Origin of the sequence: Thermoactinomyces sp. CICC 10523, from assembly GCF_016055105.1 — a bacterium.
GTDB lineage: Bacteria > Bacillota > Bacilli > Thermoactinomycetales > Thermoactinomycetaceae > Thermoactinomyces_A > Thermoactinomyces_A daqus.
The window spans coordinates 33,221-49,293 of sequence record NZ_JAECVX010000010.1 but is presented as its reverse complement, the minus strand read 5'-3'; the positions used below and the strand labels follow the sequence as shown (position 1 = coordinate 49,293).

Sequence of the window (16,073 nt, the reverse complement as noted above, 5' to 3'; positions counted from 1 at the left end):
CTGTTTTGCCTGTATCATTCATGGCCGGGATGTTTGTCATGCCAGTTATTGAGGAAAGATTTTTATACAGTTTTGTCAGAGTTGAACGTGAAATGATAAAAATTTGAGATAATTAGATGAAAATAGTTAATGTTTCATGTTATTATGATGAAGGATTGTATAATAATTGAATAATTGTCAAATAATTTTAACTCGGAGGAGGGAAAGTCAAATATGAGTAAGGACAAGCAAAAATTTGTTCCTTATGTGCCTGCGACGAAGTCACTTCCGGAGTTGACGGGATTTGCCATCGTCCTGGGAATTATCTTGGCCATTGTCTTTGGGGCGGCCAATGCGTATCTCGGGTTGAAAATCGGTTTGACGGTGAGTGCGTCGATTCCGGCGGCCGTAATCTCACTGGCTATTTTACGGGGAATTTTCAGAAGGAAATCGATTTTGGAAAACAACATTGTGCAAACGATGACCACTGCGGGTGAAGCGGTGGCCGCCGGGGCAATTTTTACGTTGCCGGCGCTGTACCTGTGGCATTTAAATCCGAGCAACTGGTTGATTGCGTTTATCGTGTTGACCGGTGGTTTCCTCGGCGTGTTCATGATGGTCCCCTTGCGTCGCCTGCTGATTGTGAATGAGCATGAAGTCCTTCCTTATCCGGAAGGGACTGCTTGTGCAGAAGTACTTAAATCCGGAGAAACCGGCGGCAGCCATGCCCGCAAGATTTTTTCCGGTTTTCTGGTGGGAGGGATATTCAAGGCGTTGGGAGATGGATTCCATTTATTTAAAACTTCCATCTCCGCGATGATCCCGGGGTATAAAAATGCGGCGATCGGGATGGATGCAATGCCCTCTCTGCTCGGGGTCGGCTATATTATCGGACCGCGCATCTCCGGGCAGATGATCGCCGGCGGATTACTGGCTTCCATCGTGTTTGTTCCGTTGATTTCCTTTTTTGCCAGCGGAAATCCCAGTGTCTTTTATCCTGCCGGCCAGCCGGTCGGAACATTGGATGCAGGCGCGATTGCCGATTATTACATCCGTTACATCGGGGCTGGCGCCGTGGCCATGGGAGGATTGATTACCTTAATCCGCACGCTTCCCATGCTGTTCAGCTCGATCCGTGACACAATTGCCGGTTTGGCCCGACAAAAAGAGAAGGGGTTTAAAATTACGCGGACTGATTTTGATATTCCTATTCCCTATCTGCTGATCGGGGCTGTTCTGTTGATCTTGTTGATCGCCTTTACCCCGGTGGTTCATGTCGGGATCATCGGTGCAATTGCAATTGCCGTTTTTGGCTTTTTGTTTGTGGCTGTGGCTTCGCGCATTGTGGGGATTGTGGGCAGCTCCTCCATGCCTGTTTCCGGGATGACCATTGCCACCCTCCTGATCACAACCCTGATCTTCAAAGCGCTGGGCATGCACGGGATGACGGGGATGGTTGCTTCCCTGACAGTCGCGGCCATTGTCTGTGTATCGCTTGCAGTTGCCGGCGATATTTCCCAAGACCTGAAAACAGGATACCTCGTTGGTGCGACTCCGTGGAAACAACAAGTGGCGATGATGATCGGGGTTGCAGCAAGTGGCCTGCTGATCGGCTGGGTATTATATCTGTTTAACCAGGCTTATGGTATCGGCGGCGATGTGCTTTCCGCTCCCAAAGCAGTTTTGATGAAAATCATTGTTGAAGGATTGATGCAGGGGCATTTGCCTTGGCAGCTGATTATCATGGGTGCGGCTCTCGCCATTTCCATCGAGTTTCTCGGGTTGAACTCTTTGACCGTAGCTGTGGGTTTCTATCTGCCTGTCTCAACGAGTGTGCCGATCATGATCGGCGGCCTGATCCGCTGGGTGACGGATCGCTTTGCCAAAACAGAGGAGGAGAGAAAAGAGCGGGAAGAAACGGGTACTTTGTTTGCCTCCGGTTTGATTGCCGGTGAAGCATTGATCAGTGTCGTAATTGCACTGTTAATCGTGCCGGGACTGATCAATCCGGATGCACCGGCCAAATTTGCCAGCAACTGGCTGCCGCTCATCCTTTTCCTTGGTTTAACAGCGGTGTTGTGGGCGGTGACTGTGAGAAAATCCAAGTCGAATAAGGCGTAGATGGGTATGTTCAAACGTAAAAACAAGGAAAACTTGCTCCAGTTTACTCCTTTTTTAAAACCGGCTTACCTTCTCGAACCAATCCCGGGCGAAGAAGGTCTGATGCAGGTTGTCATTCCGCGGACAAATCCGATTGAACGTTTTTCCGTTCGCTTTTTGAAGCAACCGGCTTTCATCCGCGTGCGTCTGGATGAACTGGGGAGCTTCGTTCTCTCTTTGTGTGATGGGCAAACGACAGTAAGCGAGATGGAAGAGAAAGTGGGGGAGAAGTTTGGAGAAAAGGCAGAGCCGGTTTTACCCAGGCTGGTGAAGTTTTTGGAGATCTTGGAAGCAAACGGTTTGATCGGCTGGAAAAAAGAATGATCATGATCGCTTTGAGGCTGTTGACTCTTCTCCGTCAACAGCCTCTTTGGTAATTTTGCTCTTTCATTTCACCTCAAATATTCTTGATTTATATTATACATAATATTTGACATATAAAAAATATTAACTTATTATTAAATTATTGGAGTCATATTTTGGTGTTTTATCATAAAAAGATTTAAAATTGAAAAAACTTTATTTTCATTCTTAATACAGCCTTGTCTTTGTAAGGCATGACATCATCAGGGTAACCCGGAGAGGTGGAAATTAGTTTGAGAATTTTTATTATTCTGATCGCGATCGCGCTGGTCTTGGGTGGTTGCGACTTCAATGACGAAGCGGGTAAGCCAAACCAAGTGCTCCATGTTGTCAATCATGTGACAAGCGAGCCTGCGAGTTTGGATCCGTTATTGGTGAATGACATTGGATCCGGGGAAGTACTGTATCATGTGATGGAAGGGTTGGTTCGCCTGGACAGGGAAGGAAATCCCCGGCCTGGTATGGCGAAAAGCTGGAAAGCCAGCGCTGACATGAAGAAATTCACATTTGAACTCAGAGCGGCAGAGTGGTCGAATGGTGATCGTGTCACAGCTCATGATTTTGAATACCAGTGGAAGAGAATGTTGAGCCCCGAAAATAAGGGGAAATCCATGTTTTCTTATAAGCTGTATTGCATAAAAAACGGTGAAAAGTTTCAACAAGGTGAAGCTGAAGCTGACGATGTGGGGGTGAAAGCGCTGGATGATGACACATTGGAAGTCACGCTTGAACAACCTGCGCCATACTTTCCCAGTCTTGTTGGAAATTATGCATTCTATCCGGTCGACAAAAAGGTGGTGGAAAACAATCCGGATTGGAGTCGTGAAGCAACCAGCTATGTAGGAAACGGCCCTTTTAAATTAAAAGAGTGGAATCATGACGAAAAAATTGTACTGGAGAAAAATGAGCGATTTTGGAATGCAAAAGAAGTGAAATTGGAAGAGATCGAATTCCCGTTCATTTCCTCGCCGACAACGGCATACCAGATGTTTTTGAGCAAAAAATTGAATTATCTTGGCTCAGGTGCCATACCAACTGATTTGCTCCCCGCATTGACGAAAGAGGGGAAAGTGCAAAACCACCCGATTTTGGGGACCTACGTGTACAAAATGAATGTGGAGCAACCTCCATTTGACAACCAAAAAATCAGGTTGGCCTTTTCCATGGCCATTGACCGTGAACAGCTGTCGGAGAATCTCTTGCAAAGCGGACAACAGGCCGCTGTGAGCTGGGTGCCATGGAAGATGCCGGATCCCGTAGAGAAAAAAGAGTTTTATCAGGTAACGAAACCGGTTTTAACTCCCCGGGCTCAGGCAGAAAAAGCGAAAAAATTATTGGAAGAAGGAATGAGAGAAGAGGGGATCCGTCAATTGCCCGAAATTACTTTGGACTACAGCAATTCCGAAACAAACAAAAAGATTGCCGAAGCGGTTCAGCAGATGTGGAAAAAGACTCTTCAAACAGAGGTGAAGTTAAGGGGTTCGGAATCAAAAGTGTATTTGGCCAAATTGGCTTCCAAAAACTATCAAATAGCGTCAATGGGCTGGGTATCGGATTTTAATGATCCCGTTGTGTTTATCGATTGCTTTGTGACGGATGCAGGTGCAAATGAAACCAATTGGTCCAATAAGGAATATGACCGGTTGGTGGATACCGTCAAGAGCAGTCCGGATCAGCGCATACGCATGCGAGCGATGCACAAGGCGGAGGAAATCCTTATGAATGAAGCGCCAATCATGCCCATTTTTTATTTGACGGAGAGTTCGATGGCAGATAAATCGGTGAAGAATGTTGTCGTGACCATAGGGGGGACGACGGATTACACATACGCCTATATAAAGGAATAAGATTCAAACGATCGGTTTGAAACTTTCCGGCAAGAGGACGCTGAATGAATGAGAGAGTGGGGGATTGGAATGGCGATAAATGCTTGGCTTCCCACGTTAAAACAACTGTCGGAGTTGCCGGGACCGGCGGGGCGTGAAGGCCCTGTCCGCGATTGGTTGCGACAGAGATGGAAAAGGCATGTGGAAGAGTGGGAGGAAGATTCGTTGGGGAATATTTTGTGCAAAGTGGGTGGTCAGGGTCCGAGAGTCTTGATTGCGGCCCATATGGATGAAATCGGGTTCATTGTCCGCTATATTACCGATTCAGGTTTCATTCTGGTTGAATCGGCTCAGGAACCGCGTGATGTTCCGCTGGACAAGCTTTATATGATTGGATGTCGGGCTCAAGTGATCGGGCGCGGCGGGGTGGTTGCGGAAGGGATTTTTGCTGCGCCGGCCGGACATGTTCTGTCACAGTCGTTTGTGAACCGCACTCTCACCTACAAAGATTTTTTTGTTGATATCGGAGCCAATTCCAGGAAAGAAGCGGAGAAAAAAGGTGTCCATATCGGGGCGCGTGTGGTATGGTATCGCCCTTTGCTGCAAATGGGGACAAGAGTGATCGGGAAAGCGATGGATGATCGGGCCTTGCTTGGAGTTATGGATCTTTTGTTGAAGCAGCTGATACAACGCAAAGAATCGCTGGCGTATGAAGTTTGGTTCGGCGCAACCGTTCAGGAAGAAAACAAGGCGCACGGGGCCTATGCGATCGGTCGCAAGCGGGAGTTCGACTTGGCCATTCCTTTGGACGTGGGATTGGTGGGGGATATCCCCAATATCAGTGAAGATGATTATCCCGCCCGTTTGGGAGGCGGTCCCATCCTGGTTCACAGGGATTCAGTTGTCCATTATGATGAAGGGCTTCTGTGGAAAATGGCGGATGTTGCCGAGCAACATCATATTCCCTATCAACATGGTTTGTTCAGCAACTATGGTTCCGACGGCATAGCTTTCGTTGACAGCGGAATTCGCTCCATTCTGGTCACGATTCCCACGCGGTATACACATACGCCGTTTGAAATGATCGAATTGAGCGACATTGGGCATACCGTGGAATTGTTGAGTTGTTTTTTGCAACAAAAACGCTGAAAAATCGCCTGAGCATGGATGAGGGGGAGAGTGCATGATGCTGGCAGGATTGACTTGGGAACAGTTTTTTCAAGAGTATTGGCGCAAGAAACCCCTTTTTATCAAAGGAGGGGCTCTCAAGTTGTTGCAAACGCAATGGCAGGCGGCGGAGTTTGAGGAAATGGCACGTCAGGTGGAGGAGTTGGACCCCCGGCTTGTTAAAAGAAATGCCAATGGCCTCACTTTCGTGCAAAAGGTGAGCATCGTGAATGAACGGTTGAGTGAATTGGCCGTCCGATTTCAAAAGGAGATGTCCTGTCCCAGCATTTGGTTTGACGGAGTGAGGGCGAATCACGGACACAGCATCGGTTGCCATTTTGATGACAGCGATAATTTTGTTTTGCAACAAGAAGGGGTGAAAATTTGGAAACTGCACCCGCCTGACATCATTGCAGACGAAGTGCTTCAAAAAAGAATGCTGAAAAACCCGGATGTGGGGAATATCTTTATGCCGGATGAGTATCTGGAATTTATCCTGGAGCCAGGCGACTTGTTGTACATTCCGATATTCTGGCCGCATTGGGGTGTTTCCGAAGGTCCTTCCCTCAGCCTTTCCCTGGTTTGCAACGCTACGAACGGCTTGCGTGATCTGTTGCCGCTTGTATCCCGACAACTGGCGGAAGACCCGGAATGGTGGAAGCCGCTGCCGATGATGCGGCTGGATGAAGGCGGGCAAGACGATGAATTTGACCGGATGTTGGAACGGTTGCTGGCCCGCATGCAAGAGGATTCGTTTAAAGAGCGGGTAAAATCATTGTGGCGGAAACAGCGTTGCCGCCAAGTTTACGGAGAAGCGCAGGAAGAGACGAACAATCGGGGAAACAGCAGAGGCGGCCAGGAGGAACTGCTGATTGATATGGATCGTGTTCGGGAGATATATGGTCAGCCTGTTTCGTCATTTGACCTGAAACAAGTGGTTTTGCCGGGAGAGCCAACCGCATTCAACGCTTTCAGGGAACTAGTGTTTCGCGTTTATTTGAAACGGTTCTTGCTCGTCTGCTCCAAAGGTTTTCCCATGTTGGAAACAAGAGAATTGAAGGATTCAACTCAGACTTTGTTGACCCTCTTGTTGCAGTTGGATCCCAAACGATTGGCGCAAGCGGCGGTGCGCCCGGAATTAACCTCCTGGATCTGGCGGGCGCACGAGGCGATCAATTTTGGTTATGGCCCGCGAGTGGAGGAAATATTCTCATATTTAGGAACATTCTTTCTTCCGTTTTTTCTGCAATCGGACTTACCTGATTTGGAGGGGGAAAGTCTGGTTCTCAGGCGTTCCACCAAAGACACCATCCAGTTATGGCCCATTGGCAAACAGATACACGCAGCAAAAGGATTTGCGTCCCTTATGAGAGTGAACTTCAAAAATCGGGCCATCCAATTGCAAAATGATCAGGAGACGGTCGAAGTCCCGCTGGAGACATTTTGGAAAGAAGAGGGAGAGATGCGGATCGGTCAGGGGATGGAGATCACTCGCCTGGCCGTGCTCAGGAACACCTCCGCGGTCATTTGTGCGGGGCATGACTGGTATGAGAACTTTTTGCCCGGAGATTCAAAAAAGGATGTAACCGGTCTGCGACAAACATGCAGTAATGAAGAACGGACTGATTTGAATCGATGCCTTGATGAAGGGATCGGGCTGGTTCGTGCTTTTTGGCCGGAGGCTTTTGCCGAGTTGAACGAACAGATTTCATGCATTTTGCCCTTGAAGTCAAAAGGTTATCTTCCATATCAGACAACAATCAAAGCATTTCGTGGCATGATTGCGACAAGCGCACGCCCGTCCTACCTTGCTGCCCAAACGTTGGTTCATGAAACCGGGCACAACAAATTCAATTCCGTTTTGGATCTGTATCATTTGTTTGAAAATGATCCGGGTGTTTTGTTTTATTCACCGTTTGACGATGACCAACGGCCTCTGACATGGATCTTCCATGAAACCTTTGCATTCCTTCAGGATATTCACATTTCCGGGCGGTTGCTGGGGGCCGTGGAGCAGATTGAAGACCTTTCTCTCGAACGCTATTTGCGCAAGACATCAGAGCGGGTGGAGAAGGCGTTGGACATGATCCGGAAGCATGCCCGGCTGACCGCAGAAGGGGAACGGATCGTGGCAGGGTTCGAAGAGGCACTGCAAAAAAGGCCGTGAAATGAACTGTGCGAACAACCTGAAAAACAGACTGACACCTTGCACTTGGTGTCAGTCTGCTACCATCCCGGTTTATGTGGTTTTGTTCACGCCCTTTTCCGACTTGATGCCTGTTCGTTCCAGTAATAGCGTGGTTAGCGCGATCAATTGCAACGCGATCGCACAGGTGATCATCATTTGAAATCCGCTTGCGCTGATTTTCCCGATTTCCGGGCCTTCAACGAGACGGGAGAACAATCCGGCGGCAAATGCACCTGTACCGAACTGGATCATTTGGAAAAAACCGATGAATGCCCCGGTTTGTTCGGGAGGGACGGAGAGGAGGGCAATTTTATTTTGGGAAGGCATGGCAATGGTCCCCCCTATTCCCAATAACAAGTAAATGGCGATGAAAAGCAAAAGGTGATGAAAGTTGCCGCTGAACCAAAAGAAGACGGAACCGCCAAGTGACAGGATCATTCCGACGGCTAAAGTGAAACGCGGGTTTTTGTCGGCAGCACGCCCGGCAATACCGGAAAATGCCAAGCCCATGACGGAATCAATGAGAATGATCAAGCCCACGAGGTCAGGTGGGATGGCATGCACATCCCGCAAATAACTGGGGGCGTACAGAGAGATGGCGTTGCTTACCAGGTACAGGCAAAAGACGCGCAAGCACGCCAGGATAAATGTTTTGTTATGAAAAGCGCCGGGCGGGAAGATGGCCCCCTCTCCGTTGTTGCTTTTTTGGGACACAATGATGCCGATGATGCCCGCAGCCGCAAGGATCGCCCAGACCAGTTTGCTGGCTGTGGACAGATTGTTCATAAAAAGGCATTGAATGCCAATCACGGTCATTAATAAGCCGAATGCGCCGACGAACGGGATTTTGGATTTTTTTTCGGGCGAAAGTCCACGCGGAAGGTGGATCAACGCCATGATTAGCGAGATTATTGACAAACCGAACAGACACCAGAAAATTGAATTCCAATGATAATGCTTGATCAGGAGGCCGCCGATGGCCGGACTGATCAGGGTGGCTGTGGCCAGTGTGCCGGAGAACCAACCAAAAGCCCAACCGATTTTGTTCTCCGGAAAACTTTGACGAATGAAAATGACCTGAACAGGAACAATCATCGAGTCAGCCAGCCCTTGCAAGGACTGAAAGATGAGGAAGAAGTTCCAATCACGGGTCAACCCGCTGCAAAGTGTGGACAGCGCAAATAAAACAATCCCGGTGAAAAACTGGCGGCGGGCACCGAAATGATCGGCTGTTTTTCCGAAAAACGGCAAACCGACGGCGAATAGGGCAAAGAAAAGAATATTCCGCCACTGAAGCGTCTCATACGAGATGTTGAAATCCGACACGATATCGGGAAATGCGATCGTCAACATGGAAGTGCTCATGACACTGGCAAAGACACCCATCGAAATGGTTAGGATCAAAAAGTGGTTTTTGAATGTACTCTTCAAGTTCATACCCTCCCAAATGGCGTCTTCGGTATTTTCATAAAATCATTCAGGGAAAACGGCTTTGCGATCGAAAAAGGGTTCTGGTTTTCGTCCGGGGGATACACGTTTCTGTTGGGCTTTGATCAATATATCATAAGACTATAATTTATAAAATAGTATTATAAATTATTTTTAAAATAAAATTCAGAAAAGAAAATTGAAGAAGAGGGGTTTTGAAAGCATATTTATATCTTTATTGTTTCGCTTGTAGAGAGATGTCTTTAAACAGATTGCTTGATTTTTTGGCAGTATGGGGGCAGCTGTGGTGGATCGCTGTCTATCGAAAAAGGATTTTATATTCAATTAAAATTGGTACAAACGAGAGTGAAATAATATAAATTTAGAAAATAAAAAATATTGACAATTATATGATAATATTATAGATTAATAACAGGAGGTGATCGCCTTGAGCAAGGAAATCAAAAAAGAGCTCAAAAATGAACTCGAACAACTGACTGTTGTTGAGGCGAAGGAGTTGCAAGTGGGCAATGCGTTTCATGCTTTCCGTTTCTCTTCCGCCATTGAGGAACTGGACGTTGTGGAAGCGAATGAATTGAAAGTGGGCAATGCTTTCCATGCTTTCCGTTTCAATGCTTAATTGATAGTGCTTTGAAAGAGGTGTTGCAACCCATCGATCCGGATGATGCAACACTTCTTTCTTTAGTCCATTCAAGATCGGAGGTGAGTATAATGGGTGACGAGATCCTGATCGTTTTTCCCCCCACCACGGAAGCACGGTTATTCCCTTACCTAAGCTTGCCCATGATCACTTCGTATTTGCGGAAACGGGATGTTCCTGTGGTCCAGAAGGATCTGAATATTGAGCTGTGCCATCAACTTTTCTCGGCGGACAAGATCGGACAGTTTATTTCGTTGCTGGAAAAACAGGGGCGAAACGATTTACAACACAGATATCGTCTGGAAATGGCTAAATTTTTGTGGAAAAACCAGCGTGATTTTTTTTCGCAGGTTTTTGATAAACAATACTCCTCATTAAAGGTTGCCCACCGAAATACGAGATTTGTCCGCCAGGGAATTGAAATGTTGCTGGAAAACTCCATTTTGAAAGAGCAAATCACTTCGCTTGATGAGATCGGGAAAAAGGCTCTGGATTACCAGACCCCATCTGAAGAAGACATCGCTGCCCTCACTTTGTATGAATCTTTCATTCCGTTGATCAATCGATTGAATCCCAGGGTTTTTGCTGTCTCCATCGCCTATTACAGCCAGATTCTCCCCTCCTTGCTTTTAGCCAGATGGGTTAAAGATTGCATCCCGGATACGTTTGTGATCTTTGGTGGGCAACAAATCATGCTGAGACATGAAGATATGGCGAATATTCCGGCATTCCGCAGATATGTGGATGGTTTGGGAACAGGTGCGGGAGAGGAAACCATGCTTCGTCTGTGGCAATATTTGACCGGTGGGGGCGGGCAGGAAAAAGTGCCCGATGTGGTTTGGCTGCAAGACTCACCTCCATCTCAACCTTCACCCCGTTCAACCGTGCATATTCAAAATGTGCCTCCCCCTGACTTCAGTGATTTGCCATTTGACAAATATCTGAGTGAGGAAGTGAACCTTTCCCTGATCACCTGCATCGGCTGTTATTGGGGCAGATGCGCTTTCTGTTCCTACGGCAACCGCTCCCGCAAACAGCAAAACTACCAACAGAAAACAGCCAGGCAAATCGCTGACGAGTGTCAATATTTGCTGGACAAACACCAGGTTAAGCGGATCAATTTCATCGATGAAAACACAAATCTCCGTTTAGTGGTTCATGCGATGAGAATATTAAACCAGCGTGGATACCGGATGCAGTTCAGCACCCGGAATCGCATGGAAGAATGTTTGCTTGATCTGTCATTTTGCAAGGAGTTAAAGGAACGCGGTTGCGTATTGATGTCGGTCGGATACGAGACGAATTCGCAACGCCTGCTTGACTTGCTGGATAAAGGGGTGCAGGCTGCCCATTATCAGCAGATCATCGATAATTTGCACCAGGTGAACATTCCGCTGCGACTGTCGGTCATGGGAGGCATTTTGGACGAGACAGAAGAGGAATTGCGAGCATCGGAAGAGTTTTTGATACGCAATGCGCACAAAATCGGTATTGATGTGATGCAAATGTTGGTGGCCGAGCCCAAAACGTATCTCACGGAATCACCGGAAAAATACAACATAAAAATCAAATCGAAAACCAAGCTGCGCGGCAACCAATTGCTGAATTACGGCATGGGGCGGATGGGATACGATTTCGACTATGTGGACGGGGATACTTTTGAACCCAGACTTCAAAATTTCTTGACGATTTTCCGCAATGTCAAACCGCAGAAAAATGATGAATTGCCCCCGGATGCCCGTTTTTCCGGGCAGGATGATGATTGGGATGAAATCGGGATTAAAGAGATCGAGTTGTTGCCGTGGGTTAAGGTGATTCAAGCCCCTCTTCGTTCCGGACAACCTGTGCAAACGTTTATAGTCGACATGTTGTGGCAACGGTTTTTTCGGATTCCTGATCTGCTGCTGGAGTCATCCGGACAGGTTATGCGGACATCAACGGAAAATGCGGAAGGCATGGAATTACTGAAACGTTTGGTCAAGGCGGGTATGGGCAGAGTTATCACTCAAGCATAAGGAGAGATCAGTTGATGAGTCCTGTTGCATCGGTCCGTTTTCCTGAAGTGAATGAAAAACTGGGGTTGGGTTTGGGGATGGATCTGCCCTGGGGAGAAGAAATCGGTTTTCAAAGAGATTCGGGACAAGGGGATTCAATCACCCCGAAAATGAAAAAATTTTTTGACCAGTACCGCGGTCAATTCAACTACATTTTTATCGCTTTCCAGCCGAAAAACCGAAACCGGTTGAACGCGGAGGAATATTTTGAGGCTTATGATTGTCTTTTTGCCGAAGTACCGGAAATCAAGGCGCGAGCTTTCCATCAAACCATTTTGAACATGGGAACGATGGAGAATTACCGCAAGGGGGAAATTATCGAATTTACCAACCGGTTGATTGAGCGCTACGATTTCAAATGGATTGTGGAAGACTTGGGCCTGTGGTCAGTTGAAGGGAAGTCGGTGCCGTTTCCGCTGCCCCCTTTTATGACGATGGAAGGTTTGAAGGCCTGTATTCGGAACATCAGAGAATACCAAGAAAATTTGCTGGCTCCTTTGTCGGTGGAATTTGCGGGATTTACGGAAGGAACCAACTTTTATATTGGCGATATGGACGCATATGACTATTTTCGGATTATAGCGGAAGAGACGAATTCCCCTGTTACGATTGATATCGGGCATATTCTCAGCTACCAGTGGTTGATGGGCCGCACGGGAGAACGGATGTATGAAGAGCTGGACCGTTTGCCTTACGAATACTGCTTTGAGTTCCATCTGTCGGGATGCCAAATCATCAAAGGGAAATTCCGGGACTTGCATCATGGTGTTTTATTGGATGAACAAATTGATCTGCTTGAGTATATGCTTCCGCGTTGCCCCAATCTGAAAGCCATTACGTACGAAGATCCCAAGTATACGGATGAGGGAATTCTCATTCCCAAATCGCAACCCAATTATCAACGCATGAAGGAGGTAGTGGAAAAATGGATGGGGCAATAAAGGGAGAAAGCATCGGTTTGCATCGGGCTTTATATGGTTTGCTTTACCATCGTTCATATCGGCAGGCGTTTTTGGAAGGAAGGTATGACAAGTTGCAGTTGTCCGACGGGGAGTTGCGGCAGCTTGCCACCATCGATCATGAGGAACTGTGTGCGACGGCCAAAAATATCTGCCGAAACCTGCTGTCGGGAAACCTGGAAATCAGCGGTGGCTTAAAGGGTTCTTATCCGGGCGTTTTTCAGGAACTGGAGCGGATGGGTTATGATCGGTATGAGCTGATGTATCAATTTATGGAATCGCCCCATTTTGAGGAATATCGCGAACTCCCGTTTAGCGGTGTGGGTTTATGTGTTGAGGAAGCTTTTTACGGCTTTATGATGGAGCAGGAAGATTTTCTGAGGGAATCACCCAATAACCGGCTTCTTCTTACTCATGAATTTTTAACTGTGATGCTTTCGATTTTGGTTGTCAACAAGCACCCCAATTTCTGCATCAAGACGAACTTGATTCGCAAAAACGATTCATGTTTCTACGCCATTCAATCCTACCCTGATCAAATCGCGTCGGCTTTGGCCAATAGAAAGGTTCACGGAGATTCGCAAGGACGGACTCTCTATTTGTACGCTGCAGCGAAGGATCAATTCATTAAAGGACCGATTAACCCGTTCATCGCCCGGCTTATCGAACTGGGGAGAGCGGAGGAGATCACAAAATGGGCCAATGAATGGATGGAGACTTATCAAATATCAGAAGAAGAACTGAATGATGCGATGGAGAAATTCTTGCGGCTGGGGTTAATTGGATGATGGGGAAACGGACGATTTATACATTTGAGGAGCATGGAGAGGTGTTGGCGCATTGGCATGAAACAGGATATGACAATGAAACGCTCATTTACTTCGATCGCCATCTCGATCTGAAAAAAATAGAAAAGGCACAGATGAGGCGGATTCGGGAACAGGGTTTGAACCGGAAAGATTTGCGGTTATTGAACCGAGATATCCCGTTTCGTGATGACGACTTGTTTGCGTATGGTTTGGATAATTTTCTCTACGCGACCACCGCTTTGAACCTGGTCAAACGGGTCATTTGGGTTTATCCCGAGCCCAAGCCCGTTTCCGTTGCTGCGCTGGGGCATGTGTTGTGGGACTTGTTGTCACTTGTTCCGGGGCACGGAGAAGAAGTGAAAAACACTTTCAAAGTGAATCCGCATTCGGCATCGGCACAAGTGGCGGGGATGCAGGTGGAGATTACCACTTTGCGCCGGATTCACAAGCTTGGGTTGGATCCGGATGCTAAAATCGACATTGATTTGGATTATTTTTATGAAGAGAAGGGACAAATTGTTCACGGTGTAGACGAAGTGGTTGAGACATTAAGAAGAGAGGGGATGGGCAACGGTGAACCGACGATGACATATTCCATTTCCAGTGGTTTTCTGCCTCGTTCCTGCAGATGGTTGGGGGAAGCTGTCGCCAATAAGTGGGGTTGCACGCTCCGTTCGCTTAGCCGACGGCGATCAAGTCAAGGACATGCGGAGCAAAGCATGAGCGTAATCGCTGGCAAACGCTCAGTGGATCGGGCGCTGTTTCAGCGTTTGTGCCAGGACGAATTGCAACCGTTGGAAGGGCCCGGTTGGTCACTTCGGGCGCTTCTGGCGCTGGCCTTATCGGACATCGCAGAAGCTGAAAGGTGTTATCAAAGAGCAGTGGAATTGGGAGATCGCGCCACTTGGGCAGCGTACTCGATTGGGCTGTTCCATATGGGGCGGAAACAGTATGAGCAGGCAATTCAATGGTTCAGCAGGGCGGAAGGCCAATTGGTTGATACGATTCAGGCCCACAGTCTCTCGCTCCGGGCTTTGTGCGAATGTAAGTCGGGCCAGTTTGAGCGGAGTTTACGTACGGTTGAACGCTGCCTGAAAGAATTGCCTTTGCGCCTGGAAGCATACAAGGTTGGAGCTGTGGCCGCGGGCGAACTCGGGATGTTGTCGGAGGCAGAAAAGTTCAGGGAGCTGGAAAAAGAGTTATGCGGCGTGAGGAACCCGGAACATTGAGGGGATCAGCGGCGAACCATTGGCGTTTTTACAGAACGGTTTATTTTGAATCGCAAACGAAGCGCATCACCCGGCTGCAATCAGATCCCCGGCAGGGATATCAAGGGCTGAAATCGTTTGCATGGCTGGAAGAGAAGCTGACCTCGTGTGCAGAGGCTTTGGATGTATCTCTCCGTTCTGTGCGGAAGAGGATTGAATACTATAGAATCACCATCCGGTCACAGCAGAGTTTACTTTGGCATATGGAAAGGCCCCACTTTTCCCCTCGTGAAATTGGCGTGCTCATTCATCTTTTCGTCCGGGGACGATCGGCGTCGATACCGGTGATTTGGCAGTCCACTTGTGTCGAAGAATGGAACCTGAATCTAAACAGAGCGATTCATGAAGATATCCTGCCTGAGATCGAAGCGGCAGTGGTTGGAGAAGCGCTGAAAGAAGCTGTTAAGTTGCCTCTGCTGTTGGACCCGTGGCTGGCCTCACAGTTGATCCATGAGTGCATTGGCCACTCCTCCGAGGCGGATAATTATCTGGATTATATGTTGCCGCATGGATACCGGCTTGGTTACCAATGGACGACATACCCGTTGGATGTGTATGATGATCCCACATTGCCGGGGCATCGTGCTAGTTATGAAATGGACCACGAGGGTGAACGGGCGAGACGTGTCCAGTTGGTTAAGCAAGGCATTTGGAATGATCTGTTGCACAACCGGGAAACGCAGAAGCGATGTCAGGCACCGGGGGCCGGGCATGGAAGGCGCACCCCTGATGGAGAAAAAACATTGCCCAGGATGTCAGTCACGTATGCGGATCAGGGCAATTGGACGTTTAAGCAGTTGGTTGAGGGGATTGAACATGGGATTTATTGTATCGGGACATGGGGAGGAGGTTCGTTGGGCCTGAACTTTATCATCCGCCCTGCCTATGGAAGGATCATTCGCAACGGCCGGTTAACGGATGAGATTGTGCGTCGTTTTGATATTAAAGGAAATAAGATGGACGTTATGATGAAAGTTGAGAAATTGTCCAATGAGTTGAGGTTTTACAATCCTGTCTTCGGATGCGACAAGAACGGTCAAAACAACTTGCCCGTGACACTCGGTTCCCCGCATATTCTCTTGCAACCGTTCACGATCCACCCTGTCAGCTGAAGGATGTCAGCCTGACCCGGTCAGCGGATGCTTGTGCAAACAGGCAAAACCCCTCTTAAGCGAACGTGATCCCGACAATGCTGTGATTTTCGCTTCAGA

The 16,073-nt window shown here is 47.9% G+C and carries 12 protein-coding genes; 11 read left to right on the top strand and 1 reads right to left on the bottom strand.

The window, feature by feature from the left end; all coding sequences use genetic code 11:
• Positions 1 to 213 precede the first annotated feature (213 nt).
• From I8U19_RS12645 to I8U19_RS12625, 5 genes are all read left to right on the top strand, one after another.
• On the top strand, positions 214 to 2,100 hold the full coding sequence (locus I8U19_RS12645) for an OPT family oligopeptide transporter (RefSeq protein WP_198056059.1): 1,887 nt from the start codon (positions 214 to 216) through the stop codon (positions 2,098 to 2,100).
• 6 nt (positions 2,101 to 2,106) lie between these two features.
• Positions 2,107 to 2,463 (top strand): PqqD family protein, encoded by a 357-nt coding sequence (locus I8U19_RS12640; protein WP_052153928.1) that lies wholly within the window; start codon positions 2,107 to 2,109, stop codon positions 2,461 to 2,463.
• 272 nt (positions 2,464 to 2,735) lie between these two features.
• On the top strand, positions 2,736 to 4,349 hold the full coding sequence (locus I8U19_RS12635; RefSeq protein ID WP_198056058.1) for a peptide ABC transporter substrate-binding protein: 1,614 nt from the start codon (positions 2,736 to 2,738) through the stop codon (positions 4,347 to 4,349).
• A 69-nt stretch (positions 4,350 to 4,418) separates the two neighbouring features.
• On the top strand, positions 4,419 to 5,477 hold the full coding sequence (locus I8U19_RS12630; protein ID WP_232337270.1) for a M42 family metallopeptidase: 1,059 nt from the start codon (positions 4,419 to 4,421) through the stop codon (positions 5,475 to 5,477).
• 34 nt (positions 5,478 to 5,511) lie between these two features.
• Positions 5,512 to 7,662: an aKG-HExxH-type peptide beta-hydroxylase gene (locus tag I8U19_RS12625; RefSeq protein ID WP_198056056.1), complete on the top strand. Its 2,151-nt coding sequence runs from the start codon at positions 5,512 to 5,514 to the stop codon at positions 7,660 to 7,662.
• A gap of 72 nt (positions 7,663 to 7,734) precedes the next feature.
• Here the strand turns inward: I8U19_RS12625 and I8U19_RS12620 are convergent, their stop codons facing one another.
• Positions 7,735 to 9,114 (bottom strand): MFS transporter, encoded by a 1,380-nt coding sequence (locus tag I8U19_RS12620; RefSeq protein WP_198056055.1) that lies wholly within the window; start codon positions 9,112 to 9,114, stop codon positions 7,735 to 7,737.
• A gap of 445 nt (positions 9,115 to 9,559) precedes the next feature.
• On the opposite strand from I8U19_RS12620, the gene I8U19_RS12615 reads away from it, so the two are divergent.
• The 6 genes from I8U19_RS12615 (at position 9,560) to I8U19_RS12590 (ending at position 15,974) form a co-directional block, all read left to right on the top strand.
• Entirely contained in the window at positions 9,560 to 9,751 is a 192-nt protein-coding gene (locus I8U19_RS12615; protein WP_033099486.1) for a hypothetical protein, read from the top strand.
• Between the two features lie 92 nt (positions 9,752 to 9,843).
• Entirely contained in the window at positions 9,844 to 11,787 is a 1,944-nt protein-coding gene (locus I8U19_RS12610; RefSeq protein ID WP_033099485.1) for a radical SAM protein, read from the top strand.
• A 14-nt stretch (positions 11,788 to 11,801) separates the two neighbouring features.
• The gene (locus tag I8U19_RS12605) at positions 11,802 to 12,767 is read left to right on the top strand and encodes a multinuclear nonheme iron-dependent oxidase (RefSeq protein WP_198056054.1); all 966 of its coding nucleotides are present in this window, start codon (positions 11,802 to 11,804) and stop codon (positions 12,765 to 12,767) included.
• Complete coding sequence (locus I8U19_RS12600; protein ID WP_033099484.1) at positions 12,752 to 13,573, top strand: hypothetical protein; 822 nt, start codon at positions 12,752 to 12,754, stop codon at positions 13,571 to 13,573. Before I8U19_RS12605 ends, I8U19_RS12600 begins: the two co-directional genes overlap by 16 nt.
• Positions 13,570 to 14,823, top strand: coding sequence for a tetratricopeptide repeat protein (locus tag I8U19_RS12595; protein ID WP_198056053.1), 1,254 nt, complete (start codon positions 13,570 to 13,572; stop codon positions 14,821 to 14,823). Before I8U19_RS12600 ends, I8U19_RS12595 begins: the two co-directional genes overlap by 4 nt.
• The gene (locus tag I8U19_RS12590; RefSeq protein WP_198056052.1) at positions 14,796 to 15,974 is read left to right on the top strand and encodes a TldD/PmbA family protein; all 1,179 of its coding nucleotides are present in this window, start codon (positions 14,796 to 14,798) and stop codon (positions 15,972 to 15,974) included. The genes I8U19_RS12595 and I8U19_RS12590 overlap by 28 nt, the downstream gene beginning before the upstream one ends.
• Positions 15,975 to 16,073 lie beyond the last annotated feature (99 nt).